Below are 24,872 nucleotides of genomic sequence, written 5' to 3' on the forward strand. Positions count from 1 at the left end.
GGGGTTCACACCCCCGCACCCCCGTGCGGTTTATTTTGCGAAATGAAGCAGGGGAGGTGTCCTCATGTTGATCATGGACCATGACCGGGCTGGCGGGTACTGGGGCGCGGTCTATGCGTTCTGCGCCGTGAAGGGCCTGCAATGCGTGATCGATGGCCCGGTTGGGTGCGAGAATTTGCCAGTGACGTCGGTGCTTCACTATACGGATGCGCTGCCACCGCACGAGTTGCCGATTGTCACTACGGGTCTGGGCGAAGAAGAATTGGGCCGCGACGGTACCGAGGGCGCGATGAAGCGCGCCTGGGACACGCTCGATCCGGCCTTGCCTGCAGTTGTCGTGACCGGCTCCATCGCCGAGATGATCGGTGGCGGCGTGACGCCGATGGGCACCAATATCCAGAGATTTCTGCCGCGCACCATTGATGAAGATCAGTGGGAGGCGGCGGACCGTGCCATGACCTGGATCTTTACCGAGTTCGGCATGACGAAAGGGCGCATGCCGCCCGAAAAGAAACGCGAGGAAGGTGCGCGTCCTCGCGTGAATATCCTTGGTCCGATGTATGGCACGTTCAACATGCCATCCGATCTGGCCGAGATCCGGCGACTGGTCGAAGGGATCGGTTGCGAGGTCAACATGGTGCATCCGCTGGGTGCCCACGTGGCCGAAATGCGAAATCTGGTCAATGCGGATGTGAACATCTGTATGTACCGCGAGTTCGGGCGTGGATTGTGTGAGCTTCTTGCCAAGCCATACTTGCAAGCCCCGATAGGGGTCGAGAGTACCACCAAGTTCCTGCGCGCACTGGGGAATTTGGTGGGCCTCGACCCCGAACCTTTTATCGAGCGTGAAAAGCATTCGACGCTCAAGCCTGTGTGGGATCTGTGGCGGTCCGTCACGCAGGACTTTTTTGCCACCGCATCCTTTGCGGTCGTTGCCAACGAGACCTATGCCCGCGGCATCCGGTTGTTCCTTGAGGACGACATGGGACTGCCTTGTGCATTTGCGGTCGCCCGTGTTGCGGGCAAGAAGACGAACAACGAGGAAGTCCGCGCGTGGATGGGCCAGAAGCGCCCGCTTGTCGTGTTTGGTTCGATCAATGAGAAAATGTATCTGGCAGAGCTGAAGGGAGGGCACGGGCCTAGCCCCGCGTTCATTCCCGCCAGCTTCCCCGGTGCCGCGATCCGCCGCCATACCGGTACGCCTTTTATGGGCTATGCGGGCGCGACTTATATGATTCAGGAAGTGTGCAACGGGCTGTTTGACGCCCTGTTCCACATCTTGCCCTTGGCGAGCGATATGGATGCCGCCGAGGCGACCCCGACGACCCTGCGCCGCGATTTCCCATGGGACGCGGATGCGCAGGCCATGCTTGACCGTATCGTCGAGCAACATCCCATCCTGACCCGGATATCTGCGGCAAAGACCTTACGCGATGCGGCTGAGCAAGCAGCCCTCGCCAGTGGTGCCGACCGGGTAGTGATCGAAACCGTGCGCGCACTTGATCCGGCTTTGGCCGGGTCGACCCAGACGAATGATCCGGGGGCATCCGGATCGTCAGAGACTGTTTCCGAGGGAGGAACACCATGACTGACATGACGTCCAACATCGCGACCGAAGCACCTAAGAAACGCGGCGGCGAAAAGACCGAATTCATGGTCTATTTCGCGATCATCTTCGTGGCGACTTTGCCGCTGGCCTGCCTCACATGGGCGCTGGCCGCGATCAAATCGCGCAGTTTTACCGACAAGGGCCCGATGGCCCGTGCCTGGACCCAAGCCCGGATCATCACACCGATGATCTTCAACGCTTGATCGGGGCGATCCGACATAACGGCGCGCGCCAGATGGCGTGTGCATACGAATTTCTTGGCCTGTGTGCGCCTGCTGAGAAACGAGACTGTACGCCTGGCAACAGGTGGACAGAGCCCGGAGGGGGCAACCCCAATGGACCCGGCCGCGGGGTGCGCGGCATCAGCATAAAATTCCGGAGGAATTAATATGGCTGAAAACCTGTCTTTCACAGGTCTCACAGACGAGCAGGCGCAAGAGCTGCACGCTGTCTATATGAGCGGGCTCTGGCTTTTCACAGCCGTTGCCGTTGTCGCTCACTTGGCAGTGTTCATCTGGCGCCCGTGGTTCTGAGGAGGGATTAGCAAATGGCGAAGTTTTACAAAATCTGGCTCATCTTCGATCCCCGCCGTGTGTTTGTCGCACAAGGCGTGTTCCTGTTCCTGCTGGCGGCGATGATTCACCTCGTCCTGCTGAGTACGGACCACTTCAACTGGTTCGAACTGGCTGCTCAAAGCGCCCAGTAAGACCCGTTGTTGCGGATCTAAAAAAGTTGCGGGCGGGGCGAACAGTGCGTCCTCGCCTGCCCGCAACAAACCAACAAAAATACCAAGACGGCTTGTCGGCCCTTGTCGGGTCACGCCGCCAACTGCGGAGTTTGAGAGATGGCCTTGCTATCCTTCGAGAGAAAGTATCGCGTCCGGGGTGGGACGCTGATCGGCGGTGATCTGTTCGACTTTTGGGTCGGCCCCTTTTACGTGGGCTTTTTCGGCGTCACGACTGCCTTCTTCAGCCTTCTGGGCACGGTCCTGATCTTTTGGGGTGCCTCGCAGCAAGGCACCTTCAATCCCTGGCTCATCAACATCGCGCCGCCGGATCTGTCCTATGGTTTGGGCATGGCGCCGCTGCTTGAAGGCGGGCTGTGGCAGATCATCACGTTCTGTGCCACCGGCGCTTTCATCAGTTGGGCCCTGCGGGAGGTCGAGATTTGCCGCAAGCTCGGCATGGGCTATCACGTGCCCATCGGCTTCAGCTTCGCCATTCTGGCATACGTCACTCTCGTCATTTTCCGTCCACTTTTGATGGGCGCATGGGGGCATGGATTTCCCTACGGGATTTTCAGCCACCTCGATTGGGTCAGCAACACGGGCTATGCCTATCTGCACTTCCACTACAACCCGGCGCACATGCTGGCGGTCACGCTGTTCTTTACGACCACGATCGCGCTGGCCCTGCATGGCGGTCTGATCCTGTCGGCGGCGAACCCTGAAAAGGGCGAACTGGCCAAAACCCCCGACCATGAGGATGCGTTTTTCCGCGACTATATTGGCTACTCGGTCGGTACGCTTGGCATCCACCGGGTTGGCTGGCTGCTGGCCATCAACGCCGTGTTCTTCAGCGCCGTGTGCATCATCATCTCTGGCCCCGTCTGGACGTCGGGGTGGCCGGAGTGGTGGAACTGGTGGCTGAACATGCCGATCTGGGGCGGCGACCCGTTGCCTGTCTATCAATCCGGTTTTGGGGGCTGAGCGCATGATTGAGTATCAAAATATTTTCGCGCAGGTCCAGGTTCAGGGCACTCCGGACTGGGGCATGGACGACAGTGGCGAGATGATGGCGGACCGCGCTGGCAAGCCGCGCTTTTCCACCCTCTTCGGCCTTCTGGGCAACGCGCAATTGGGGCCGATCAACATCAGCTCTTACGGGGTGATCTCGTGTGTGTGTTTCATGATCTGGTTCAACATCGTCGGCTTTTCCATGCTGGCGCAGGTCGGCTGGTCGGTGCCCGAGTTCATCCGGCAACTGTTCTGGCTCGCGCTTGAACCTCCGGGCCCTGAATACGGACTGAGCATGCCACCACTCAACGATGGTGGAGCATTCATCATCGCAGGCATGTTCTTTCTGGCGGGATGTGTGACGTGGTGGCTGCGCACGTATCAACTGGCGCAGCAGCACAAGATGGGCAAACACCTCGCCTGGGCCTTTGCGGCACTGTTGTGGCTGATCCTCGTGCTGGGTCTGTTCCGCCCCATCCTGATGGGCTCGTGGAGCGAGGCGGTGCCCTACGGCATCTTTGCGCATCTCGATTGGACGACCGCGTTTTCGATCCGTTACGGCAACCTTTACTACAACCCGTTCCACTGCCTGAGCATCGTGTTCCTCTATGGATCTGTCCTGCTGTTCTGCATGCACGGCGGCACCATTCTGGCGGTGACCCGTTACGGCGGGGACCGCGAGTTGGAGCAGATCTATGACCGGGGCACCGCCACCGAACGTGCGGCCTTGTTCTGGCGCTGGACCATGGGCTTTAACGCCACGATGGAAGGCATCCACCGGTGGGCCTGGTGGTTTGCGGTGCTGACCCCGATCACGGGCGGCATCGGCATCCTGCTGACGGGAACGGTCGTGGACAACTGGTTCATCTGGGCACAGGAACACAACTTTGCGCCCATGTATGACGGTGCCTATGGCTACGAGGACTATGGCTCATACGAAACCTTTATTGGGAAGGAGAACTGATCATGTTTCCCAAGTGGTTTGACAAATGGAACGCGGACAACCCCACCAACATCTTCGGTCCGGCCATTGCGGTCGGCGTCGTGGGCGGGGCGATCTTTGCAGCAGCACTGATCGTCACATGGGGCAATCCGTACCAGACCGAAAGCATGCAAACCGGGCCGCGCGGCACGGGCATGTCGGTGCCGGAATACAACGTCTCGCGATTGGCCGCTGATCCCACGATTGAAGCCTACTACACCGAAGATCCGTATATCCCCGAAGGCGGGGAGGAACTGGCGAAGGACATCTACGAGAATGTTCAGGTGTTGGGCGAGTTAACGGATGATAACTTTAACCGGGTGATGCTGGCCATGACACAATGGGTCAGCCCGGAGGAAGGTTGCGCCTATTGCCACGGCGATGTCGACATCTCGGAATACGGGGCCGATGACCTTTATACCAAGGTTGTCAGCCGCCGCATGATCCAGATGACCCAGAACATCAACGAGAACTGGGATGGGCACGTCAATGCGGTCGCCGAGGTGGGGGTCAACTGCTACACCTGCCACCGTGGCCAGAACGTGCCAAGCGACATCTGGTTCAACGTCACGCCGGTCAATCAGAACGTCAAAGGCTGGTCCGCAGTCCAGAACCGCGCCACCACGATGAGCGGGTCGACCTCGCTGCCCTCATCGGCGCTCGAGGTTTATCTGACCGATTATGACAGCATGGTGAACGTGCACGATCTGGAAAGCCGGGTCGCCGGTGTGCCGGGTCTGACCGAGGACGTGCATTCGATCCAGAAGACCGAGATGACCTACAGCCTTATGAACTACTTCTCCAACTCGCTCGGGGTGAATTGCGTGTTCTGCCACAACAGTCGCGCGTTCTATGATGCGGGTCAGTACACACCGCAATGGAGCATCGCGCAGTTGGGCCGTCAGATGGTCATTGAGCAGAACGCTGAATATCTGATCCCGCTTGAGAGTGAGTATCCACCCGAGCGCCTCGGCCCGATCTATGCCGATGCGCCCAAGATCGGCTGCCGGACCTGCCACAAGGGTTATCAACGCCCGCTGCAAGGTATGAACGTGATCGCGGCCTGGCCCGAATTGGCCACGAGCGAGGCACCGGTCTACGAAGAGTGACCTGCCGTTGGGCGGAGGACACCTCCGCCTTACGCCCAAGATGCTGCCGGGCGGCCTGATCGCCCCGCAACGCCAGGTTCGGACCATCGGCTTCCTTGGTCCGGGCACGGGGTCCCCTGACTCCGGTTCCCTTCCTGTTGGCTACAGGAACCTGGCGCCGTGCTTGTTGTTCAGGCACGGCGCTTTTTGCCCTCAAGAGACCCGCAGGCAAGGCGGGCGCGGGGGCTCGAGAAAGGATGTGCGCGATGACCCATACCCCGTTGCTGGACAAAGTGGCTGGCCCTGCTGACCTCAAACGCCTGTCGGATGCGGACCTGAGCGCACTGGCCCATGAACTGCGCAGCGACGTGATCGAGGCCGTCAGTCGGACTGGTGGGCATCTGGGATCGTCCCTTGGGGTGGTGGAACTGACGGTGGGCATCCACGCGGTTTTTGACACGCCCCGCGACAAGGTGATCTGGGATGTGGGGCACCAATGCTATCCACACAAGATCCTGACCGGGCGGCGCAGTCGCATGGGCACCCTGCGCCAGAAGGGGGGCCTGAGCGGGTTCACCAAGCGCGCCGAGAGTGAGTATGACCCGTTCGGCGCTGCGCATTCCTCGACTTCGATCTCTGCCGCGCTCGGGTTCACGGTGGGCCGCGACATGGGCATGCCAACCGGCGATGCGGTCGCCGTTATCGGGGATGGGTCGATCAGCGCGGGGATGGCTTATGAGGCGCTCAACAATGCAGGCCACGAGGGCCGCCGTCTGTTTGTGATCCTCAATGACAACGAAATGTCTATCGCCCCGCCCACGGGCGCGATGAGCACGTATCTCTCCAACCTGACCCGCAATTCCCCGCTCGCCCCTTTGCAGGCCATCGCCGAAGGGATGGAAAGCGCGCTGCCCAAGCCGATGCGCGACGGCGCGCGGCGTGCACGGGAAATGGTGACGGGCGTGGAAAGCAAGGGTACCTTCTTTGAAGAGCTGGGATTTGACTATATCGGCCCCATCGACGGGCACGATATGGATCAGGTGTTGTCCGTCCTGCGCGGTGCGCGGGCGCGGGCCACGGGGCCTGTGTTGATCCACGCCTGCACGGTCAAGGGCAAGGGCTATGCGCCTGCTGAAGGGTCGGCGGACAAGTATCATGGTGTGTCGAAATTCGACGTTGAAACGGGCGCGCAGTCCAAGGGCAAAAGCAACGCACCCTCCTACACGTCCGTCTTTGGCACCACGCTGACCGACTTGGCTGCTGAGGATCCGAAAATTGTCGCGGTCACAGCCGCCATGCCGGGCGGTACGGGTGTAGACAAAATGGCCAACCGGTTTCCGGGCCGGGTGTTTGATGTGGGCATCGCAGAGCAGCACGGCGTGACCTTTGCCGCTGGTATGGCCGCAAGCGGGCTCAAACCGTTCTGCGCGATCTATTCGACGTTCCTGCAACGCGGATACGATCAGGTCGTCCACGATGTGGCGCTGCAGGGATTGCCGGTCCGGTTCGCCATCGATCGTGCGGGGCTGGTGGGCGCAGATGGCGCGACCCATGCGGGGTCCTTTGACATAGGCTATCTCGCAGCTTTGCCGGGGATGGTGGTGATGGCCGCCGCTGATGAGGCGGAGTTGATGCAAATGGTCACGACTGCCGCCGCCCATGACAGCGGCCCGATTGCGTTTCGCTATCCGCGCGGCAATGGGCGTGGGGTGGATATGCCCGAAAAGGGCGAAGTGCTGGAGATCGGCAAGGGGCGGATGATCCAGGAGGGATCGGATGTGGCGCTGCTGAGTCTTGGCACGCATCTTGACGAATGCGAACGGGCCGCCGCAACGCTCGAGGCTGAGGGGATTTCGGTCAGCATCGCGGATGCGCGTTTTGCCAAGCCGCTTGATATGGGCCTGATCCGCGATCTGGCGGCCCGTCATGACGCGCTGATCACCGTCGAACAGGGTGCCGTGGGCGGGTTCGGCGCGATGGTGTTGCAAGCGATGGCGTCCGAAGGGTTGCTGGACCAGGGTTTGAAGGTGCGCACGATGCACCTTGCCGACCGGTTCATCGATCAGGCTGGCCCGGACGAAATGTACGCCGATGCAGGACTGAATGCGGAGAGCATCATTGAGACTGTGCGCGCGGCCTTGGGTCAGAGCACCAGCAACGTGGTTGACCTGACGGCCTGACGTTTCCTGTCTGGATGATTTGCGCCGGATGTTCGTACGGTTGAGCGCCGTGTTTGGCGCGGCTGTAGATGCCTCCGGCGGAGGTATTTTTAGCGAAAGGAAGCGGCACGGGCGCGTGCTTGGGAGGCTTGTGCAGGCAGGCCGGATTGCTCGTACACATCTGCGAGCATGGTGTTGAGCGGCACGCCGTCCGGGTCGTAGCTGCGCCGCATTTCAAGCACCTGTTGCGCTTGCGATGTGCGCCCGGACTTGACCAGAGCGTCGAGGTGTATTTGCTCGAAGAGGTCCCGCTGCGCGTGGCTGCCGCCGCATTCGGCCAAGCGTGGCAGGGCCTTGCCCAGGAACCGGATTGTGTCGTCGTAGTCGCCCGCGCCATGTGCGGCGATCCCGTGCGCGGCCCAGAGAGCCACGTCGCGCCATGTGTTGACGTCATGCTGTGTGTCGTCTTCGGCCCGCGCCTCGATGGCCTTGAGCAGAGTTTCGGCCTCGGGCCGCCCGGTGCGTCCAAGCGCGTAGAGGTATTGCAGCGTCAGGAAGGGCGAGGTGGTATCGGCCCCGCGCTTGGCGATGTGATCGGCCACATCCTGCCAGCGCGCACCGACGTCGATGCCTGCGAATTCGAGGCGCGCCAGCAGCGACACCGCGCCGATCTGGTCTTGCGAGTAGTCCTTGGACAGTCCCCAGACATGGGTGTCGTAGGCCGCCAAGACGTCCTCCTTTCGCCCCGCAGAGATGTAAAACAGGGCCAGATGCCACCAGTTGTGGCTGTGCATGAAACTGTTGAGGTCGGCCCAGTGACGCGCAACAGACTCCAGAAACGCGGCCCCTTCAGCGATCTGCCCGCGGGTGAGGTAGATGTGGGCGAGCGCATGATGCGCCCACGGCTCGCTATCGTCGAGGGACATGGCGTGCCGGGCTGCGGCTTCGGCTTCGTCCAGCAGGTGACATTCCTCAAAACCAAAGGCCAGCATCCCGTGGGCATACGCGATGTCCGCCGCACCCGGTTGCGCTTTCTGCGCGATCCGCAGCATGGCCGGAAAGTCACCGATATTGAACGTGTGATACTGTCCGAGCTTCAGCATCACCATGTCGCGCGGATAGGCGCTGACCGTGGCCTCGCACAGTTCGATGAGTTTGGGGATCTTGCCGGTCACGAACAGGTGGGCCGCTTCAACTGCTGCGTTCTCGCGGGGCGTCAGCCCGGAGGCAGCTTGGGCGTTTTCAAGAAAGGGCTGTGCGAGTTTGGGGGCGATGGGCGCTTCGAGCAGCATGTAGAGGATCGCGGCATAGGCGTTGGCCAGCCCGTTGCCGGGGTCGGCCTTGGCCGCCTTGAGCACGTTTGCGGCCTTGGTCTGAAAACTGATGAAACCGTGCACGAAGTCGTCGATCCCCTGGCGGGTTGCGTCGTTGTCGGTCGTGACGGGCAGGCCATAAAGGTCTTGCATGAGTGTCCCCTCAGATCGGGTGTTTGGCTGCATAGGCGCGCACGTGATCGGCCACGATTTCGGGCGCATCCCAGTGGATCGAATGCCCCGCTCCTTCGATGATATGATGCGGCAGGTGGCTGAGTACGGCCAGAACGTGATCGGGTGGCACGATCAGATCAAGCGCACCGAGCAGTACTTGGGTTGGGCATGTGGGGCTTGCCAGATCCGTCCCGTCAAAGCCGCGCAGGGCCGTCAGTTGGTGTTCCATCGCGTCCGCGGATTGGGCATGCGGATAGGCGAGACTGTCCGCCACGGCCCGATCCACCGCACCCGGATCATGGTACACACGCGGGTTGAACAGCCACGGAAACAAGGCGCGCAACCATGTGTCCGGTGTTGCGTTGCTGCGCCGGATCGCGATGAGGTTCGCAAACAGCGCGGTGTTGCGCGGCAATCGGATCGGGGCTGAGGCTGCGATGTGGGTGGAGGCAAGCCGGGCCGGTATTTCCTGTGCCATATGCAACGCGATGATCCCGCCCATGGAGTGCCCGACCACGTGAAAGCGTTCGTGCTCAAGCGCGTCCATCAGGGCGACGGCATCCTTGCACATGTGACCGATAGAGACGGGCGCGTCCCAAGGTGCCGTTTGTCCCGTGGTCCGATTGTCGATCTGCACGCAGGTGAAATGATCGCGCAGCAGCGGCACAAGCGGTGTCCAACTGGCGTGATCGGACATGAAGCCGGCCAGCATCAACAGGGGCGGGCCGTTGCCTGTCACCTCATAGTGCAGGCTGATGTCGCCGCGATCAAGTTTGGGCATTGAGTTCGCTCCAGGTGGGCAGCAGATCATTTGGCGCAGGGGTGGCCGCGTAAACGCCCCGTGCAATGGCGCGCGACAGGCACAAGGCGGCGGCGTGCCCGATCAGCGAAAGATCCGTGGGCGCGCTGAGTGGCTTGGCCGAGGTCGACACGGCAAACACCAGGTCTCCGTCCGCAGGGCTGTGCGCCGGCACACAGGCCCGCGCGATGCCGTCATGGGCGGCGATGGCGACCCGTTGGCACTGCGCCTTGTCGAGCGCTGCATCTGTGGCCACAATCGCGATTGTGGTGTTCGCCCGCTCCATCATTGCGCCGAGTTTACGACTGTCGAGGGTGCGTCCAAGACCAGCCGCCGGGTCCGGACCAAGCCCGCCGAACTCGCCATCAATCTCGAACGGGGCGGCCCAGAAATGCCTGTCACCGGGGGTTGTCACGCTGCCCATCGGGTTGGCGACGACCAGTGCCCCGACCGTTATGCCATTGTCGAGCGTGAGGGACGCGGTCCCAAGCCCACCTTTCATCATCGCCGTCATTGCGCCCGTTCCGGCACCGACCGTCCCGATGTCTGTCTCCGCCTTGGCCGCATTCAATGCGGCGCGGCCCAAGTCGGGGTAGGGTGTGTCCGCCCAGTCCTTGTCGCCGCCAGACAGCAGATCGAAGATGATCGCGCCGGGGACCAGTGGGATGACCGCCGAGCCGACACGGTATCCGCGCCCCTGATCGCGCAGCCCAGCCACAACGCCCGAACAGGCATCAAGGCCGTAAGCCGAGCCGCCTGCGAGTACGAGTGCATCCACCTGTGCCACGGATTTGTCCGGCGCCAGCAGGTCGGTTTCACGCGTGCCCGGTGCCCCGCCCAATACGGAGACGGAGGCGGTGAAGGGCGCGTGGCTGGTAAGCACAGTGACGCCGGATTTCAGCGCATCGTCCTGCGCGTGGCCGATCATCAGCCCCTTGATGTCCGTGATCGCGTTTTGCGGGCCTCGATTCATTTTGATTTCGTGCCTCCGGCGGCGGTATTTTGGGTCAAAAGAAGTCTCAGATACGCGGTTTTGGGGCGGCCGTGGCGGGATCGCCCGTGTTTGGCACACCTTTGGGTTCGATCAGCAAGACATGGCATTCCTGATCTGCGCGGGGGCGGTGGGTAACACCTTTGGGGACAATGAATAGCTCGCCCATTTTGACGGTATGGCTCTGGTTATCGATATCCATCGTCATTTCGCCATCCAGGACGAGAAAGAAGTCATCGGTGTCCTCATGCAGGTGAAAGGGAAATTCGCCCTGAAACTTTACCACCATGACGTCATTGTCGTTGTAGTCGGCCACCACATGCGGATCCCAATGGGTGCTGAACTGGGCCAGCTTGTCTGCAAGACGGATCGGCTTCATATGCAGCGTCCTCCGTCGATTTCCATGGCCACGCCGGTGATCATCGAGGCCGCGTCCGAGCACAGGAACGTGGCTGCGGCCCCCATATCCTCTGGTGTAGAAAAGCGGCCCAAGGGGATAGTCGACAGGAACTTGGCTCGGATTTCGGGCGTGTCTTCTCCCATGAAAGACTTTAGCAACGGGGTTTCCCCTGCGACCGGATTGATGGCGTTCACCCGAATGCCGTCGGGGGCGAGTTCAACGGCCATGGCCTTGGTGGCCGTGATCATCCATCCTTTCGAGGCGTTGTACCAGTTCAGACGAGGTCGGGGGCTGACCCCGGCGGTCGAGGCCACGTTGAGGATCGTCCCCGCCCCTCGTGATTTCATGTGCGGGACAATGGTGCGCGCGGTCAGATAGACCGACTTGGCGTTCACGGCCAACACGCGGTCAAAATCTTCTTCGCTGACGTCCTCGAGAGCGGTTGGCATATGAGTGATCCCGGCATTGTTCACGAGGATGTCGATATGGCCAAAGACATCAAGCGCATGGGCGACCATCGCCTGCACCGAGGTTCCGTCTGCGACGTCGACTTGTGTTGCGTGGCCGTTGACCTCGGCCGCGATGTCCTGCGCCCCATTGCCGTTGATGTCGGCGACCAGCACGCGCGCACCTGCGGCGGCAAAGGCCCGCGCGATCCCGGCCCCGAAACCGGAGGCGGCCCCTGTGACAATCGCGGTCTTGCCCTCTAGTTGCATGCTGTGTCCTTTGTCTGACCCTCTGCGCATGGTTGAGCAGGTGGCATTAGTTTTCAAGGGCGCACGGCCTCAGCCCGTCGCCCGCCCGCCGGATTGGTCAAAACAGAACCCGGTCGAAAAGCTCGCCTCGTCGGATGCCAGCCAGCAGGCCATCGCTGCGATTTCTTCGACCGTCCCGAAGCGACCCATGGGGATTTTGGACTGCATGAAGTCGATATGGTCTTGGGTCATCTGCTCAAAGATCGCGGTGCGCACGGCAGCTGGTGCGATCGCGTTGCAGGTCACCCCGGTTGTGGCAAGCTCCTTGCCGAGCGATTTGGTCAACCCGATCACGCCGGCCTTGGAGGCGGAGTAGGCGGGCGCGTTGGGGTTGCCCTCTTTTCCGGCGATGGAGGCGATGTTGATGATCCGTCCCCAACTCTTGGTAGCCATGATCGGGGCGGCGGCCCGGCAGCAATAGAACACCGCATTCAGGTTGAGGTTCTGCACGGCCAGCCAATCGGCCACGGGATAGTCCCATGTGGTTGTGTTGGGGCCGGTGATCCCGGCGGAGCACACCAGGATATCGGGGCTGGCCTGAGCCATGGCGGCGCTGACGGCTTCGGCATCGGTCACGTCGATCTGCCGGGTGGCGTGGGCATCGATGCCTGCCAGCGCGTCTGCGTCAATGTCCCAAACCTCGACCCGCCCCCCTTCGGCAGCGATCCGTGCGGCGATCCCTGCGCCAAGCCCCGCAGCGCCGCCTGTGATGACAGCGCTGCGCCCTGCGAACCGGTTTTCAAATATCATGGGGTGTCCTTTCCCAGTGGCAGCCGATGCACGTGACGCAGTTGCCCATCGCCCGCTTGTGTCGATTTTTCGTGGACAAAGCCAAGTCGCATCCAAAAGGCCCGTGCCCTTGGGTTGATGTCAAGCACGGCGATCCGCAGACAGGCTGCATTGTCTGCGCGGGCTTGTTCGATCACATGCTGTGCCATTCGCTTGCCAAGTCCGGCACCCCGTTTGGCGGGATCCAGCAGCAGCAGACCCAAGTACCAGTCGTCAGGCTCGTAATACCCTTTGAGGCAGGTCGCGATCGCATCAAGCGTGTCAGACCGATGCCCCCAGCACCAGACTTGATTGGATGGAACGTTGGGCGGTGCGTCCGTCATTGTCTCGCGGATGTAAGCGGCATCCGGGGCCATCGCGGTTTCCAGCCGCACGTAGTCGCTTGCGCGCTGGCACAGATCGAGCACTTGCGCGCTGTCCTTGGGGTAATGGAGTTGCGCGATCTCACCCATGATGGGCTGCGACGGTTTTGAGGGTCGAAAAGCCGTAAAGCGCTTCGAACCCTTTTTCGCGCCCGTGGCCCGATTTACCGACCCCGCCAAAGGGCAATTCGACTCCGCCGCCAGCGCCATAGTTGTTGATGAACACCTGACCGGCCCGCAGTTGCTTGGCCAGCCGCATCTGGCGCGCGCCATTAGCCGTCCAGATGCTGGCAACGAGGCCGTAATCGGTGCTGTTGGCGATGGCCGCGGCGTCCTCTTCGGTGTCAAACGGGATCAGAACCTGAACGGGCCCAAAGATTTCGTCACGTGCGAGGGCGTGATCGGGGGGGACGTCTGCAAACAGCGTCGGAACGACATAGGCTCCGCTGTGGGGGGCATTTTGTAACGCGCCTTTGGCCGCGATCTGCAAGTCGGCCCCTTGCGCCAGAAAGCCGTCCACGATTTCCTTTTGGCGGGTTGAGATCAACGGACCAACCCGCAGATCGTCCATCGCTGGCCCCACGGTCAGGTCAGCATAGGCCTCTGCCATACCGTCACACACCGCATCGTAGATCCCGCGCTGCACCAGAATGCGGGAAGAGGCGGAGCAGGTCTGGCCCGCGTTCTGGATGCCTGCATTGACAAGAAACGGCAGGGCCGCCTCAAGGTCCGCATCCTCAAACACCAATTGGGGGGACTTGCCGCCCAATTCGAGGGTGACTGGCACCACGTTTGCCCCCGCGGCCTGTTGCACCAATGCGCCTGTGCGCACGGAACCGGTGAAGCTGATATGTTGCACATCCGGGTGCGCGGCCAGCGCGGCACCTGCTTCCGCCCCGAGACCCGGCACGACATTCAGCACGCCGTCGGGCAGCCCTGCGTCCTGGCAGATATGGGCAAAGGCGAGCGCGGTCAGGCAGGCCTCTTCCGCTGGTTTCAGGACGCAGGCGTTGCCCATGGCAAGGGCCGCGCCCACGCTGCGCCCGATGATCTGCATGGGATAGTTCCAAGGCACGATATGACCTGTCACCCCATGCGGTTCGCGCAGCGTGTAGACGGTATAGCCATCCAGATAGGGGATGGTTTCGCCCATGACCTTGTCTGCCGCACCGCCGTAAAATTCCATGTAGCGGGCCAGGGCGCCAGCATCGGCGCGCGCCTGGGTCAGGGGTTTGCCCACATCATGCGCTTCGATCTCAGCCAGTTGGTCGACCCGTTCGAGGACCGCGTTGCCAATGCGGGTAAGGATACGGCCCCGTTCGGTCGCGCTCATGCGGCCCCACTCGCTTTGGCGGGCGTGGTGGGCGGCAGTGACTGCGGCGTCAATCTCAGCAGCACCGCCCCGCGCGATCTGGGCCAATGCACTCCCGTCAGATGGGTTGGTCAAGCTCAGCGTCGAATCTGCCGCACGCCACGCGCCGCCAATCAACATCAGTGAGGGGTCAAACCATATGGCGTCGGTCATGGCATCACTTTCGTCTTGGGGGACACAGGCAGGATCGGGGCCGCATCAATCAGGGTTCGAGTATAGGGGTGTGTGGGGGCAGTGAATACCGCTTCGGTCGCGCCTTGCTCGACGATTTGGCCCGCCTGCATCACCAACACCCGATCCGTAATCGTGCGCACCACGCTCAGGTCGTGCGAGATAAAGAGGTAGGTCAGGTCGTATTGCACGCAAAGCTCGGCAATCAGGTCAAGGATTTGGGCCCGCACGGACACGTCAAGCGCGCTCACCGCCTCGTCAAACACGATCAGGTCGGGCCGGATGATCAGCGCGCGCGCAATGGCGAGCCTTTGGCGTTGGCCGCCGGAAAACTGATGTGGATATTTTTCAGCGTCGTCCGGGGACAGGCCCACGGCCGTCAGCGCCACGGCAATCCGCTCATCTGTGTTGTCAGGGCGCGTCTCGAGCAGATGAAAGGGTTCGGTGATCAGGCGCGCAACACGGTGGCGTGGGTTGAAGCTGCCGTAAGGGTCCTGAAATACGACTTGCATACGGCGGCGCACGGAAAGGTCGGGCGTACCGCCGCTGAACACTGGCGCACCATCCAATGTGATGGAACCTGACTGTACCGCCTCGAGCCCGAGAATGGCGCGGGTCAGGGTCGATTTTCCGCAACCGGATTCACCGACCAGTCCAACCCGTTCGCCACGGGCGATGTCAAAACTGACATGATCCACCGCACGGTGGGTGGCGGGGCGCTGAAAGAGCCGGGTGCGGGGCAGAACATAATCGCGCACCACGTTTTTGACACGCAGCAAAGGGGTGGTTTGCGCAATCTCTGGCAGGGTAACCTGATGGTTGGATGCGGCAAACAAGGCCCGGGTATAGGGATGCTGAGGGTTGGCGAGTAAGGTGGAGGTGTTCCCCGCCTCGACCACTTCACCGTTTTGCATGACGATGATGCGCTGCGCCATTTGGGCGACAACAGCGAGGTCATGGGTGATCATCATCAGGCCCATCCCATCCTCGCCGGCAAGCTGCACCAACAAATCGAGAATCTGAGCTTGGGTCGTGACATCCAGTGCGGTTGTCGGCTCGTCCGCGATCAAAAGCTTTGGCCCACAGGCGATCGCAATGGCGATCACCACGCGCTGACGTTGCCCGCCGGACAGCTCGTGCGGATAGCGCGACATCGGGATCAGATCGGGTGCCAATCCCACGCGGGTCAGCACCTCGGACGCGCGCTTTACCGGGTCAAGATCGGGGCGGTGTAGACGCACGGTTTCGGCCACCTGCGCACCGATGGTCTGGACGGGGTTCAACGCCGTCATGGGTTCCTGAAAGACCATGCTGACGACGTCGCCGCGCAGACGGCACAGGGCCGCCTCGTTCATGGCTGTCACGTCATCGCCATCCAGCACGATCTGCCCATCAACCTCTGATCCCTCGGGCAGCAGCTGTATCACGGCCAGCGCGGTCATGGATTTGCCTGACCCGCTTTCGCCAGTGATCGCCACCACCTCACCTGCATCAAGTTGCAACGACACATCCCGAAGGATGGATGTCCCCCGGATCGACAAGGACAGGTTCTCGACCGACAGCAGGCTCATACCCCGGCCACGCGCAGCTTGGGATCAAGCGCGTCGCGCAACCCGTCGCCCAACAGGTTCAGACCCAGCACCGTCAAGATAATCGCAAAACCGGGCACCAGCGCCATATGTGGTGCGATGCTGACCAGCGTTTGCGCATCGGCCAGCATCCGCCCCCAACTTGGGGTCGGGGGTTGCGCGCCAAGGCCAACATAGGACAGCGCCGCCTCTGCCAAGATCCCGAGCGAGAACTGGATTGTCGCCTGCACGATCAGCAGATTGGCGATATTGGGCAGCACATGCTCATAGCTGATCCGCGCCGCTCCCTTGCCCGCAACGCGCGCGGCCAGAATGAACTCGCGCGCCCAGATGGGCAGTGCGCCACCGCGCGTCACACGGGCAAAAACGGGGATGTTGAAAATGCCGATGGCGATGATCGCGTTGATCGCACCTGCGCCAAAAATCGCTGTGATCAGAATTGCGATCACGAGGCTGGGAAAGGCAAAGATCAGGTCATTGCCGCGCATGATGACTTCGTCTACCCAACCCCCTTGGCGGGCTGCGGCCCAGAGGCCCAAGGGAACACCCAGCCCGATCCCGATGCCTACGGCCACGAAGGCCACCGCAATCGAGGTGCGCGCGCCCACCATGATCATCGAAAACATGTCCCGCCCAAAGTGGTCTGTGCCAAACCAATGCGTGCCATTCGGAGTCTGCAACTTAGCCGGAATATTCATCGCCGTATGTTCAAACGGCGTCCAAATGAACGACGTCAAAGCGGCCAGAACAACCAAGACAGAGAGCGCGCCGCCCAAGATCAACGTGCGGCTCATGTGCGTGCCCTCAACCGTGGGTCAACGGCGGCGTAGGCCAGATCGACGAGGAAATTCACCACGATCACTGCAAAAACAAGCAGCATCGTCACGCTTTCCACCACGATCAGGTCACGCGCCGAAATGCTTTGGAAAATCAGACGGCCCAGACCGGGCAGATAGAAGACCTGCTCGATGATGATCCCCCCGGCCAGCAGGAATGACAACTGCAAGCCAAGGATCGTCAGTACCGGGATCATGGCATTGCGCAACCCGTGGCGGCGCAATGCCTGAGCGCGGGTCAGTCCCTTGGCGCGTGCGGTGCGCATAAAATCCTCGCCCATCACATCCAGAAGGGCAGAACGCATCACCCGCGCAAGGATCGCGGCCTGTGGCAAGGCAAGGGCAATCGCAGGCAACGTCAGCGATTTGAGGGCTGCAAAGGTGCCCTTGTCCCACCCCGCAAATCCGCCCGCACTAAACCAGCGCAGATTGATCGCAAAGACGAGTACCAGCATCATCGCAAACCAGAAGTTCGGGATGGCCACACCGATCTGGGTCGCACCCATCACGCCGATGTCGCCCGCCTTGCCCCGTCGTGCGGCGGCGTAAATCCCAGCGGGAAAGGCGATCAAGGTGGACAGCGTCAGCGCGTAGATCGCAAGGGGTAGGGACACCCACAACCGATCCCCGATCATCTGGGCCACGGGCGTGCGGTACTGATACGAGGTGCCAAAGTCGCCCTGAAGCATGCCTGCAACCCAGCCCAGATACCGCTGAAGTTTGGATTGATCTAGGCCAAGCTCGGCGCGCAAGGCGGCCAACGTGTCCTCTTGCGCGTTGATCCCCAGCATGAAGGATGCGGGATCACCTGGTGCGACCTCGATCACCGCAAAGATCACCAGCGATGCGATGGCAAGGCTGATCATCAAGGACAGCAAGCGTTTGAGGGTGTAGCGCAACATATGATCGCGACGTTAGGCGTGGTCAGAGGGGCAGGCAAGCGGGTCGATGTGCAAAGGGGCTGCGGCGGCCTGCCCCCTCGCCGATCCGGGCACAGTCGCTATGGTCGCGGTATGAAACGCCCCTTGTTCATCGGCTCGGAAATCTATCGCGGATCGTCTTATGGCGGCTGGCATCCGTTGCGCGTGCCGCGGGTGTCGACGGTGATGGACCTTTCGCGCGCCCTGGGGTGGTTGCCTACGCAAGCATACGTGCCCAGTCCGCGTGCGAAGCCGGATACGCTGACGGTCTGGCACACGCCAGACTATGTCGCGGCACTACACGCCGCAGAAGTGGCACAACATGTCAGTGATACGGTCAAGGCACGCCACGCCCTCGGCACCCCGTCGAACCCTGTGTTCCCCGAGATGTATCGCCGTCCCGCAACAGCCGCGGGTGGGTCGCTGCTGGCAGGTGAATTACTGGCCAAGGGGGGCATCGTCTATCATCCCGCAGGTGGCACACATCACGGTATGCCTGATCGGGCGGGCGGGTTTTGCTATCTCAATGATCCGGTGCTCGCGATCCTGTCGCTGCGCCAAAACGGGGCGCGCCGCGTCGCCTATATCGACATCGACGCCCATCATCCGGACGGGGTCGAGGTTGCGTTTGGCGATGATACGGACGTGCTGATGGTGTCGGTGCATGAGGATGGATTGTGGCCGCGCAGCGGCCCGACCGGAGTGACCGGACAGGGCAGCACCATCAACCTGGCCGTGCCGCGCGGGCTGCATGACGACGACATGGCGCTGATCCGGGATCACGTGATCCTGCCTCATGTCGCAAGCTTCAAACCCGATGCCATCGTCTTGCAATGCGGTGCCGACGGGGTCGAAGAAGACCCCCAAGCCCACCTGTCCCTGTCGAATCAAGCGCATTGGAGCATTGTCCAAAGCATCATGGGCCTCGCCTCCCGTCTGCTGGTCTTGGGAGGGGGCGGGTATAACCCGTGGTCTGTCGGGCGCTTATGGACGGGGGTGTGGGGTACACTGAATGGATTTGCCATTCCCGACCGCATGAAGACAGAGTCCGAAACGATCCTGCGCAACTTGAGGTTCGACGGCAATCGTCGGGGCAAAAACCCACCCGATCACTGGTTCACAACGTTGGCCGACAGTCCAAGGCACGGCCCCATCAGTGATGAGGTACGCAGACGCGTCAACGCACTTTGATCCAACTTCATTTCGCCAGATAAATCGCGGGGGGAGGCCGCAAGGCCGGGGGGCTGGCCCCCCTCCATCACGCAGCGCAATCCGCATCACTCACATGCTCGAGCCACGTTCCGGCCGAGCCGTCCAACGCTTCCTGCATGGCGATATGAGGCATGGGCGTGGTTGCGGCAGCCCTGTGCCAATATCCGCCATGCAAGCACCTTGTGCCTATGCAAGTTCAGGATGGGCACTATATATAAGAAGCCACGTTGCATAGACAGATAGGTAAGGTCAGAACACCAAACTCGGTTGGGTCGGTCCACGCGAAGGCCGCGCTGCAGATAGGGGTAAATCTTGTGCCCCTTCGCCACCTTGCCCCCTCTCACACATGCGTTGCATGCGCTGGCGGGTAGCGGGTGTTGGGCTTTTGATAGATCTGCATGAGACCCATCAAGCGCATCAAACGTTTGATCCGTTTCTCGTTCGCGGGATGATCCTCATTGCGCAGGTGCCACGTCGTCTGACGCACGCCATAAAACGGCGTCTCCAGGGACTACTTGTCGATCAACCGCATCAGATCGAGGTTCATCTCACCTTCGCCCTTGGGCTCCCGGTAAAATGGCGCGCGCGAGATCGACAGCCGTTTGCACTGCTTTCCCACGGACAAGCCCGATAGGTTCGGGTCAATTATCTTGCGCCTCACTTTCCGGTCTTAGGTTCGAGCTTTCTGGCCAAAGCTAGGGGGACCATGGCCCCAGTGGGGCCGCGCAAGCCCCCGTACCGTCGGCGACAGCCAACTCCCCGATCTTGGCGTGCAGGTCTTTGACCTGCTCTTCATCACCCTGCGGTGCTTTGCGGCCGCCGCGCTCAAAGACGCCAGACGCCCCTTCAGGTCGCGCACGCTTCCATTGATGGATCATCGTGGGATGAACCCCAAACCGATGCGCCAGCTCACTGACCGTTTCTTCGCCTTTCAGCGGTTTCAACGCGACCGTCGCTTGGAATTCCGGATGATGTTGCTTCCGCGGCGGCTTTCCTGATCTCCTTCGTGTTGAAGATCAGCAGCAACACATTGCAGCTTACGTCAGTGTCCGAATTTCAGGGCGAAGATCAGGAATCCAGACAGTATCACCAGCATGAATGCGTTCGGGGCTTTGACCGTGCAAGCACAGCAAGCCGACACCCGGCGTCACATATAGCGTCTGGCCCAAAGGATGGGTATGCCCGCTGTCCGCGCACCGGGTTCGAACCGCAAGGACAAGGCGTGAAGACGGGCGGGGGCCTGGCTTGCCATGATCGGATCCTGCCGGACAGCGCCAGTGAAATAGTCCGGATTGGCGCGTTGTGTCGGGCGGGTCCCGGCGCGGTGTATCTGCATCACGTGTTCCTTTGAGGGGCCAAAAAGTAAGGCGCACCTGTTGGTGCGCCCTGCTGTTTCATACCGGCTGGAGCGATGTATCACTCGGCCCAGCTTACCCCGGTCAAGTCCGTCGCCTGGGTTGGCGCGTTCACCCACAGCCCTTGCACCTCGGCCTTGGCCACCGACAACTGCGCCAGTTGGAACAGGTACCCGTTCACAGCGTCACCCGAAATGGTCTCTTGCGCCTTGGCCATCAGGTTGGTGCGGGTATCAGGGTCGGTCGTGGCATTGAGGGTCGCCATCAACTCCTGAAAGGCCGGGTTGTCGTACTGAAAGTAGTAGTCGGGATTGGCATAGATGCCGATATCCATCGGCTCGGTGTGGCTCACGATGGTCAGGCCGAAATCTTTGCCGCGAAACACGGTTTCAAGCCACTGCGCCCACTCCACATTGATGATCTCGGCAGTGATGCCAACATCGGCCAGCTGGGCTGCGATGATCTCGCCGCCACGGCGGGCATAGGACGGCGGTGGCAGGTGCAACGTGGTTTTAAACCCGTCCGCCATGCCAGCCTCGGCCAGCAACGCGCGGGCCTTGTCCGGATCAAACGCCGACCCGCCTGTCAGATCGACGTAAGCGGGATTGTGGGGGGCGAAATGGGTTCCGATGGGGGTCCCATAGCCAAACATCGCGCCGTCAATGATGGCCTGACGGTCAATGGCATGGGCCAGCGCCTGCCGGACGCGCACATCGTCGAAAGGAGGCTTCTTGTTGTTGGTGGACAAGATCGTCTCGCCCTCGGTCGAGCCGATCAGCACTTGAAAACGCGGGTCCGCCTCAAACTGAGGCAGGTTTTCAGGTGCCGGAAAGCCCGAGAACACGTCCACGTCTTCGGCCATGACCGAGGCAAAGGCCGCCGTCGGGTCAGAGATGAACTTGAAGGTCGCCTTTTCCAGCGCGGGGGCATCGCCCCAATAGCTTTCGGCGCGGCTAATCTCGATTTTGTCGCCTTGAGTCCAGCTGTCGAATTTAAAAGGGCCGGTGCCGATGGGCTGCTGTTTGATGTTCTCGATGGATTCAGGGGCAACGATCACCGCGTCCCCCCACGCCAGGTTGAACAGCATGTTGCCGTTGGGCGCACCAAGGGTCATGCGCACAGTCTGAGGGTCAACCACTTCGACACTCGTGATCCCTTCGAAAAGCGCCTTCTGAGCATTCGCGCTGTCTTCGGCCAGGATGCGATCAAATGTGAACTTCACGTCCTCTGCGTCCATCGTGGTGCCGTCGTGAAAGGTGACGCCCTCGCGCAGTGCAAAGGTATAGGTCAGCCCGTCATCGGAAATCTCCCAGCTTGCCGCGAGGCCCGGCACAACCGATCCGTCGCCCATAAAGCGGGTTAGCCCCTCGAACACATTGGAATAAAGCACCGAGTCGATGGCCCCGGCAGCGGCTGATGTGGGATCAAGATGGGGGGGTTCAAGCTGGATCGCGACGGTGATGTCCGTCTTGGCGCTGGCCATTCCGGCCATCAGCGCAGCCGTGGCGACACCAATAATAAGCGTGCGGGTGTGGAACATGGGAGTCTCCCTTGGGTGATGTTTGGCGAAAGGCTAGCTAAGTCGGGGCGCGTTGACCAGTCTTGGACACTTGGCTTGAGGCTGCCGTTGGGGTAATCGGTCGGCCTTTTGGACGGTTGGGCAGGCGCGATGGCAGTTCTGGGTGTGGATTTCGGGACGTCGAATTCGGCTGTGGGCGTGGCGGTGGACGGGCAAGCGCATCTGATCCCGCTTGAGTCGGGTGAAACGACCCTGCCCACGGCCGTGTTTTTCGACTTTGAGGCGCGCAAGGCCATCTATGGCCGCCCTGCAAACGCTGCGCTGATTGCGGGGGATGAGGGGCGCTATATGCGTGCCCTCAAGTCCTTGCTGGGCACATCGCTTATGCGCGAAAGCCGGGTCTTGCTTGGCGAACGGTTGGATTTCATCACCATCGTTGCCCGCTTTCTGGCAGAGTTGAAACAGCGTGCGGAATCCGCGACAGGACAGACATTCACCGAGGCTCTGTCCGGTCGGCCAGTCCTGTTTCATTCGGCTGATCCTGCCCGCAATACCCAGGCGCTGGTCGATCTGACGGAATGCTACCACGTGGCGGGCTTTGAAACGGTCCGCTTCATGCCCGAACCCGAGGCAGCGGCGCTGGCGAACCGGGCCGCCTTGCAGCCTGGCGACGTGGCGCTGGTTGTTGATATCGGTGGCGGGACGTCTGATTTCACCTTGTTCCGACAAGGGCAGGGGGTGGGTATCGATATTCTGGCCAGCCATGGCGTGCGCCTTGGAGGCACGAACTTTGACCGAGCCTTGAGCCTGGCCTTTGTCATGCCTGAACTGGGCATGGGCAGTCAGATCAAACATGCGTTTGGCGATCAGTCCCATGCGGCTCCGAATGCGATCTTTACCGATCTGGCCACGTGGCAGAAAATCCCTTTTCTCTATGCCCCTGACACACGGCGCGCCGCAGCGGAATTGGCGCAATATGCCCGCGAGCCGGACAAGTTGAACCGGCTTGTGCGCGTGCTAGAGGATGAGTTGGGTCACGATGTGGCCTTTGCGGTTGAGGCCGCCAAAATTGGCGCAAATGGCGCGACGGCCAGCATTCCGCAGATTGACCTGGCGGCTATCGAGCGCGGCATGACTGTGCCGCTATATCCCATCGCTATGACATCCACGCTTGCCCCCATGGCGGATCAAATCCGCGCGGCGGCGGCGACAACGCTGGAGATGGGTGGGGTGGAACCTGATGCCGTGAACCGGCTGATCTTTGTTGGCGGATCCAGTCTGATGCAGGTGGTCGAGGACGCGCTGCGCACGTTATTGCCCCGCGCCGAAGTGCATCGAGGGGCCGCCATGACCGCCATTGTCGAAGGTCTGGCCTTGGCCGCAAGTTAGTCTGCTTTCGGCAGCAATAGACTTTCCAGCGCGGCCCCCATCACTTTGGCGCTGTCGAGCATGTCCGTGATCCCGATCCACTCATCAGGCTTGTGCGCGAGTTCCAACTCGCCGGGTCCATAAGCGATGCAATTGCGCAACTTGCCGATCCGGTCGATGTGTTTTTGATCATACGATCCGGGCGAGGCCACATATGTCGGGCTGACGCCCAGAACCTGTTCGATGGCGGCGTGCACCGTTTCGACCACGGGCGCAGTCTTGTCTGTCATGGATGGAAGGACGACGTTCAACTCGCGGATCTCATAGTCGAACCGATCCCGCGTGGCCTTGAGCCCTTCGAGCAGACCAACGACTTCGGCGCGCACGTCTTCGACATTTTCTTCGACCAGAAAGCGGCGATCAATCACGATGCGGCAACTGTCGGGAACGCAGTGGGCGGGCAGGCCGGTGTAATCGTCTGCGGGTTCGGGCTGACCACCATGGATTGAGTTGATGTTCATCGTCGATTGGCGCGCGCTGTCCGGCACAACGGGCATCTCTGTGCGCCGCGCGGCCATGGCCGGAAACAGATCGCTTTCGAATGTGTCCAGCACAGCCCCCATATGCCGCACCGCGCAATCGCCAAGAAAGGGCATGGAGCCGTGCGCGATCTCGCCCTTTGTCTCAATTTCCGCCCACCAGCCGCCGCGATGCCCAAGGCAAATCCGGTCCTTGTTCAGCGGCTCGGGGATGATCACATGTTGCACGCGATCTGGCGCAAACAGACCCATTTCAGCGAGGAAGGCGACGCCGCCATACCCGCCCGATTCCTCGTCTGCCGTTGCGCTGATTTCTATTGCCCCCGCAAAGTCGGGATGTTCTTCGATGAACGCTTCGGCGGCGATGATGGATGCGGCCAACCCGCCTTTCATATCGCAGGCACCGCGGCCATAGATTCTATCGCCATCGATCTGAGCGCCGAACGGGTCGCGCGTCCAACCATGCCCGACTTCGACCACATCATGGTGGCTGTTGAAATGAACGCATGCTCCCGTCCGGCTCCCGTCCTTGCGTGCAACGATGTTCCATCGCGGGTATGCGTCGCTATCGCCGGGGGTACCATGAGCCCTGATCATCTGAGTGGTCAGCCCGTGCACCTTGAACCGGGCATCCAGCAGCGCGCAGATATCATGATAGTGCCGTCCGGGCGGATTAAGCGTCGGGATACGAATCAAGGTCTGGGTCAGATCGATCAGATCGTCGCGTTTGGCATCAATACGGGTGGACAGTGTCATATGCCCAGTCTTGTGCTGCGGTTCTGAAATGACAAGGGCGCGCGCCGTCTCTTTTATGGCGGATGTCTTGGACCACGAC

26 protein-coding genes and 1 pseudogene are annotated in these 24,872 nt (G+C 61.2%); 10 read left to right on the forward strand and 17 right to left on the reverse strand.

What is annotated here, in order from left to right:
• Positions 1 to 64 precede the first annotated feature (64 nt).
• The 8 genes from bchZ (at position 65) to dxs (ending at position 7,594) form a co-directional block, all read left to right on the forward strand.
• Positions 65 to 1,588 (forward strand): chlorophyllide a reductase subunit Z, encoded by a 1,524-nt coding sequence (bchZ, locus tag Q0908_RS16235; RefSeq protein ID WP_299286864.1) that lies wholly within the window; start codon positions 65 to 67, stop codon positions 1,586 to 1,588.
• Entirely contained in the window at positions 1,585 to 1,812 is a 228-nt protein-coding gene (pufQ, locus tag Q0908_RS16240) for a cytochrome PufQ (protein WP_299286867.1), read from the forward strand. The genes bchZ and pufQ overlap by 4 nt, the downstream gene beginning before the upstream one ends.
• Before the next feature lie 186 nt (positions 1,813 to 1,998).
• Complete coding sequence (pufB, locus tag Q0908_RS16245; RefSeq protein WP_223421471.1) at positions 1,999 to 2,142, forward strand: light-harvesting antenna LH1, beta subunit; 144 nt, start codon at positions 1,999 to 2,001, stop codon at positions 2,140 to 2,142.
• 14 nt (positions 2,143 to 2,156) lie between these two features.
• A complete protein-coding gene (gene pufA / locus Q0908_RS16250) occupies positions 2,157 to 2,315 on the forward strand; it encodes a light-harvesting antenna LH1, alpha subunit (protein WP_159975336.1) in 159 nt (52 codons plus the stop codon).
• A 138-nt stretch (positions 2,316 to 2,453) separates the two neighbouring features.
• Complete coding sequence (gene pufL, locus Q0908_RS16255; protein ID WP_299286870.1) at positions 2,454 to 3,317, forward strand: photosynthetic reaction center subunit L; 864 nt, start codon at positions 2,454 to 2,456, stop codon at positions 3,315 to 3,317.
• A 4-nt stretch (positions 3,318 to 3,321) separates the two neighbouring features.
• A complete protein-coding gene (gene pufM / locus Q0908_RS16260) occupies positions 3,322 to 4,308 on the forward strand; it encodes a photosynthetic reaction center subunit M (protein ID WP_299286873.1) in 987 nt (328 codons plus the stop codon).
• Positions 4,309 to 4,310: 2 nt separating this feature from the next.
• Positions 4,311 to 5,435 carry a photosynthetic reaction center cytochrome PufC gene (pufC, locus tag Q0908_RS16265; protein ID WP_299286876.1) on the forward strand — a complete coding sequence of 375 codons (1,125 nt, stop codon included), beginning with the start codon at positions 4,311 to 4,313 and terminating at the stop codon, positions 5,433 to 5,435.
• 245 nt (positions 5,436 to 5,680) lie between these two features.
• Positions 5,681 to 7,594, forward strand: coding sequence for a 1-deoxy-D-xylulose-5-phosphate synthase (gene dxs, locus Q0908_RS16270; protein ID WP_299286879.1), 1,914 nt, complete (start codon positions 5,681 to 5,683; stop codon positions 7,592 to 7,594).
• An 89-nt stretch (positions 7,595 to 7,683) separates the two neighbouring features.
• Here the strand turns inward: dxs and Q0908_RS16275 are convergent, their stop codons facing one another.
• From Q0908_RS16275 to Q0908_RS16325, 11 genes are all read right to left on the reverse strand, one after another.
• Positions 7,684 to 9,039, reverse strand: a complete 1,356-nt coding sequence (locus tag Q0908_RS16275) for a tetratricopeptide repeat protein (RefSeq protein WP_299286882.1) — start codon at positions 9,037 to 9,039, stop codon at positions 7,684 to 7,686.
• Positions 9,040 to 9,049: 10 nt separating this feature from the next.
• Positions 9,050 to 9,841 (reverse strand): alpha/beta fold hydrolase, encoded by a 792-nt coding sequence (locus tag Q0908_RS16280; protein WP_299286885.1) that lies wholly within the window; start codon positions 9,839 to 9,841, stop codon positions 9,050 to 9,052.
• Positions 9,828 to 10,832 carry a P1 family peptidase gene (locus tag Q0908_RS16285; RefSeq protein WP_299286888.1) on the reverse strand — a complete coding sequence of 335 codons (1,005 nt, stop codon included), beginning with the start codon at positions 10,830 to 10,832 and terminating at the stop codon, positions 9,828 to 9,830. Before Q0908_RS16285 ends, Q0908_RS16280 begins: the two co-directional genes overlap by 14 nt.
• Before the next feature lie 46 nt (positions 10,833 to 10,878).
• Entirely contained in the window at positions 10,879 to 11,229 is a 351-nt protein-coding gene (locus Q0908_RS16290) for a cupin domain-containing protein (RefSeq protein ID WP_299286891.1), read from the reverse strand.
• Entirely contained in the window at positions 11,226 to 11,966 is a 741-nt protein-coding gene (locus Q0908_RS16295) for a glucose 1-dehydrogenase (protein WP_299286894.1), read from the reverse strand. The genes Q0908_RS16290 and Q0908_RS16295 overlap by 4 nt, the downstream gene beginning before the upstream one ends.
• Positions 11,967 to 12,035: 69 nt before the next feature.
• Positions 12,036 to 12,755 (reverse strand): SDR family NAD(P)-dependent oxidoreductase, encoded by a 720-nt coding sequence (locus Q0908_RS16300; RefSeq protein WP_299286897.1) that lies wholly within the window; start codon positions 12,753 to 12,755, stop codon positions 12,036 to 12,038.
• Positions 12,752 to 13,246: a GNAT family N-acetyltransferase gene (locus tag Q0908_RS16305; protein WP_299286900.1), complete on the reverse strand. Its 495-nt coding sequence runs from the start codon at positions 13,244 to 13,246 to the stop codon at positions 12,752 to 12,754. The genes Q0908_RS16300 and Q0908_RS16305 overlap by 4 nt, the downstream gene beginning before the upstream one ends.
• On the reverse strand, positions 13,239 to 14,681 hold the full coding sequence (locus Q0908_RS16310) for an aldehyde dehydrogenase family protein (protein ID WP_299286903.1): 1,443 nt from the start codon (positions 14,679 to 14,681) through the stop codon (positions 13,239 to 13,241). The genes Q0908_RS16305 and Q0908_RS16310 overlap by 8 nt, the downstream gene beginning before the upstream one ends.
• Positions 14,678 to 16,270, reverse strand: a complete 1,593-nt coding sequence (locus Q0908_RS16315) for an ABC transporter ATP-binding protein (RefSeq protein ID WP_299286906.1) — start codon at positions 16,268 to 16,270, stop codon at positions 14,678 to 14,680. Before Q0908_RS16315 ends, Q0908_RS16310 begins: the two co-directional genes overlap by 4 nt.
• Positions 16,267 to 17,082 carry an ABC transporter permease gene (locus tag Q0908_RS16320; protein WP_299286909.1) on the reverse strand — a complete coding sequence of 272 codons (816 nt, stop codon included), beginning with the start codon at positions 17,080 to 17,082 and terminating at the stop codon, positions 16,267 to 16,269. Before Q0908_RS16320 ends, Q0908_RS16315 begins: the two co-directional genes overlap by 4 nt.
• Positions 17,079 to 18,026 (reverse strand): ABC transporter permease, encoded by a 948-nt coding sequence (locus Q0908_RS16325; RefSeq protein ID WP_299286912.1) that lies wholly within the window; start codon positions 18,024 to 18,026, stop codon positions 17,079 to 17,081. Before Q0908_RS16325 ends, Q0908_RS16320 begins: the two co-directional genes overlap by 4 nt.
• A gap of 111 nt (positions 18,027 to 18,137) precedes the next feature.
• On the opposite strand from Q0908_RS16325, the gene Q0908_RS16330 reads away from it, so the two are divergent.
• Positions 18,138 to 19,235 (forward strand): acetoin utilization protein AcuC, encoded by a 1,098-nt coding sequence (locus tag Q0908_RS16330; protein WP_299286915.1) that lies wholly within the window; start codon positions 18,138 to 18,140, stop codon positions 19,233 to 19,235.
• A gap of 361 nt (positions 19,236 to 19,596) precedes the next feature.
• Here the strand turns inward: Q0908_RS16330 and Q0908_RS20445 are convergent, their stop codons facing one another.
• From Q0908_RS20445 to Q0908_RS16350, 5 genes and pseudogenes are all read right to left on the reverse strand, one after another.
• Positions 19,597 to 19,743 (reverse strand): hypothetical protein, encoded by a 147-nt coding sequence (locus tag Q0908_RS20445; RefSeq protein WP_366869357.1) that lies wholly within the window; start codon positions 19,741 to 19,743, stop codon positions 19,597 to 19,599.
• A 24-nt stretch (positions 19,744 to 19,767) separates the two neighbouring features.
• Positions 19,768 to 19,917: a hypothetical protein gene (locus tag Q0908_RS16335; protein WP_299286918.1), complete on the reverse strand. Its 150-nt coding sequence runs from the start codon at positions 19,915 to 19,917 to the stop codon at positions 19,768 to 19,770.
• A 34-nt stretch (positions 19,918 to 19,951) separates the two neighbouring features.
• A pseudogene (locus tag Q0908_RS16340) lies at positions 19,952 to 20,215 on the reverse strand (hypothetical protein); the annotation flags it as partial.
• Positions 20,216 to 20,403: 188 nt separating this feature from the next.
• Positions 20,404 to 20,592, reverse strand: a complete 189-nt coding sequence (locus Q0908_RS16345; protein WP_299286921.1) for a hypothetical protein — start codon at positions 20,590 to 20,592, stop codon at positions 20,404 to 20,406.
• Positions 20,593 to 20,672: 80 nt separating this feature from the next.
• Entirely contained in the window at positions 20,673 to 22,151 is a 1,479-nt protein-coding gene (locus Q0908_RS16350; RefSeq protein ID WP_299286924.1) for an ABC transporter substrate-binding protein, read from the reverse strand.
• 129 nt (positions 22,152 to 22,280) lie between these two features.
• Here Q0908_RS16350 and Q0908_RS16355 point away from each other — a divergent pair, with 129 nt between their 5' ends.
• Complete coding sequence (locus tag Q0908_RS16355; RefSeq protein ID WP_299286927.1) at positions 22,281 to 23,519, forward strand: Hsp70 family protein; 1,239 nt, start codon at positions 22,281 to 22,283, stop codon at positions 23,517 to 23,519.
• Here Q0908_RS16355 and Q0908_RS16360 read toward each other — a convergent pair.
• Positions 23,516 to 24,793 carry an acetylornithine deacetylase/succinyl-diaminopimelate desuccinylase family protein gene (locus Q0908_RS16360; RefSeq protein ID WP_299286929.1) on the reverse strand — a complete coding sequence of 426 codons (1,278 nt, stop codon included), beginning with the start codon at positions 24,791 to 24,793 and terminating at the stop codon, positions 23,516 to 23,518. The genes Q0908_RS16355 and Q0908_RS16360 overlap by 4 nt on opposite strands.
• Between the last annotated feature and the right edge of the window lie 79 nt (positions 24,794 to 24,872).

The organism is uncultured Tateyamaria sp. (genome assembly GCF_947494755.1).
In the GTDB taxonomy this organism is placed as follows: Bacteria; Pseudomonadota; Alphaproteobacteria; order Rhodobacterales; family Rhodobacteraceae; genus Tateyamaria.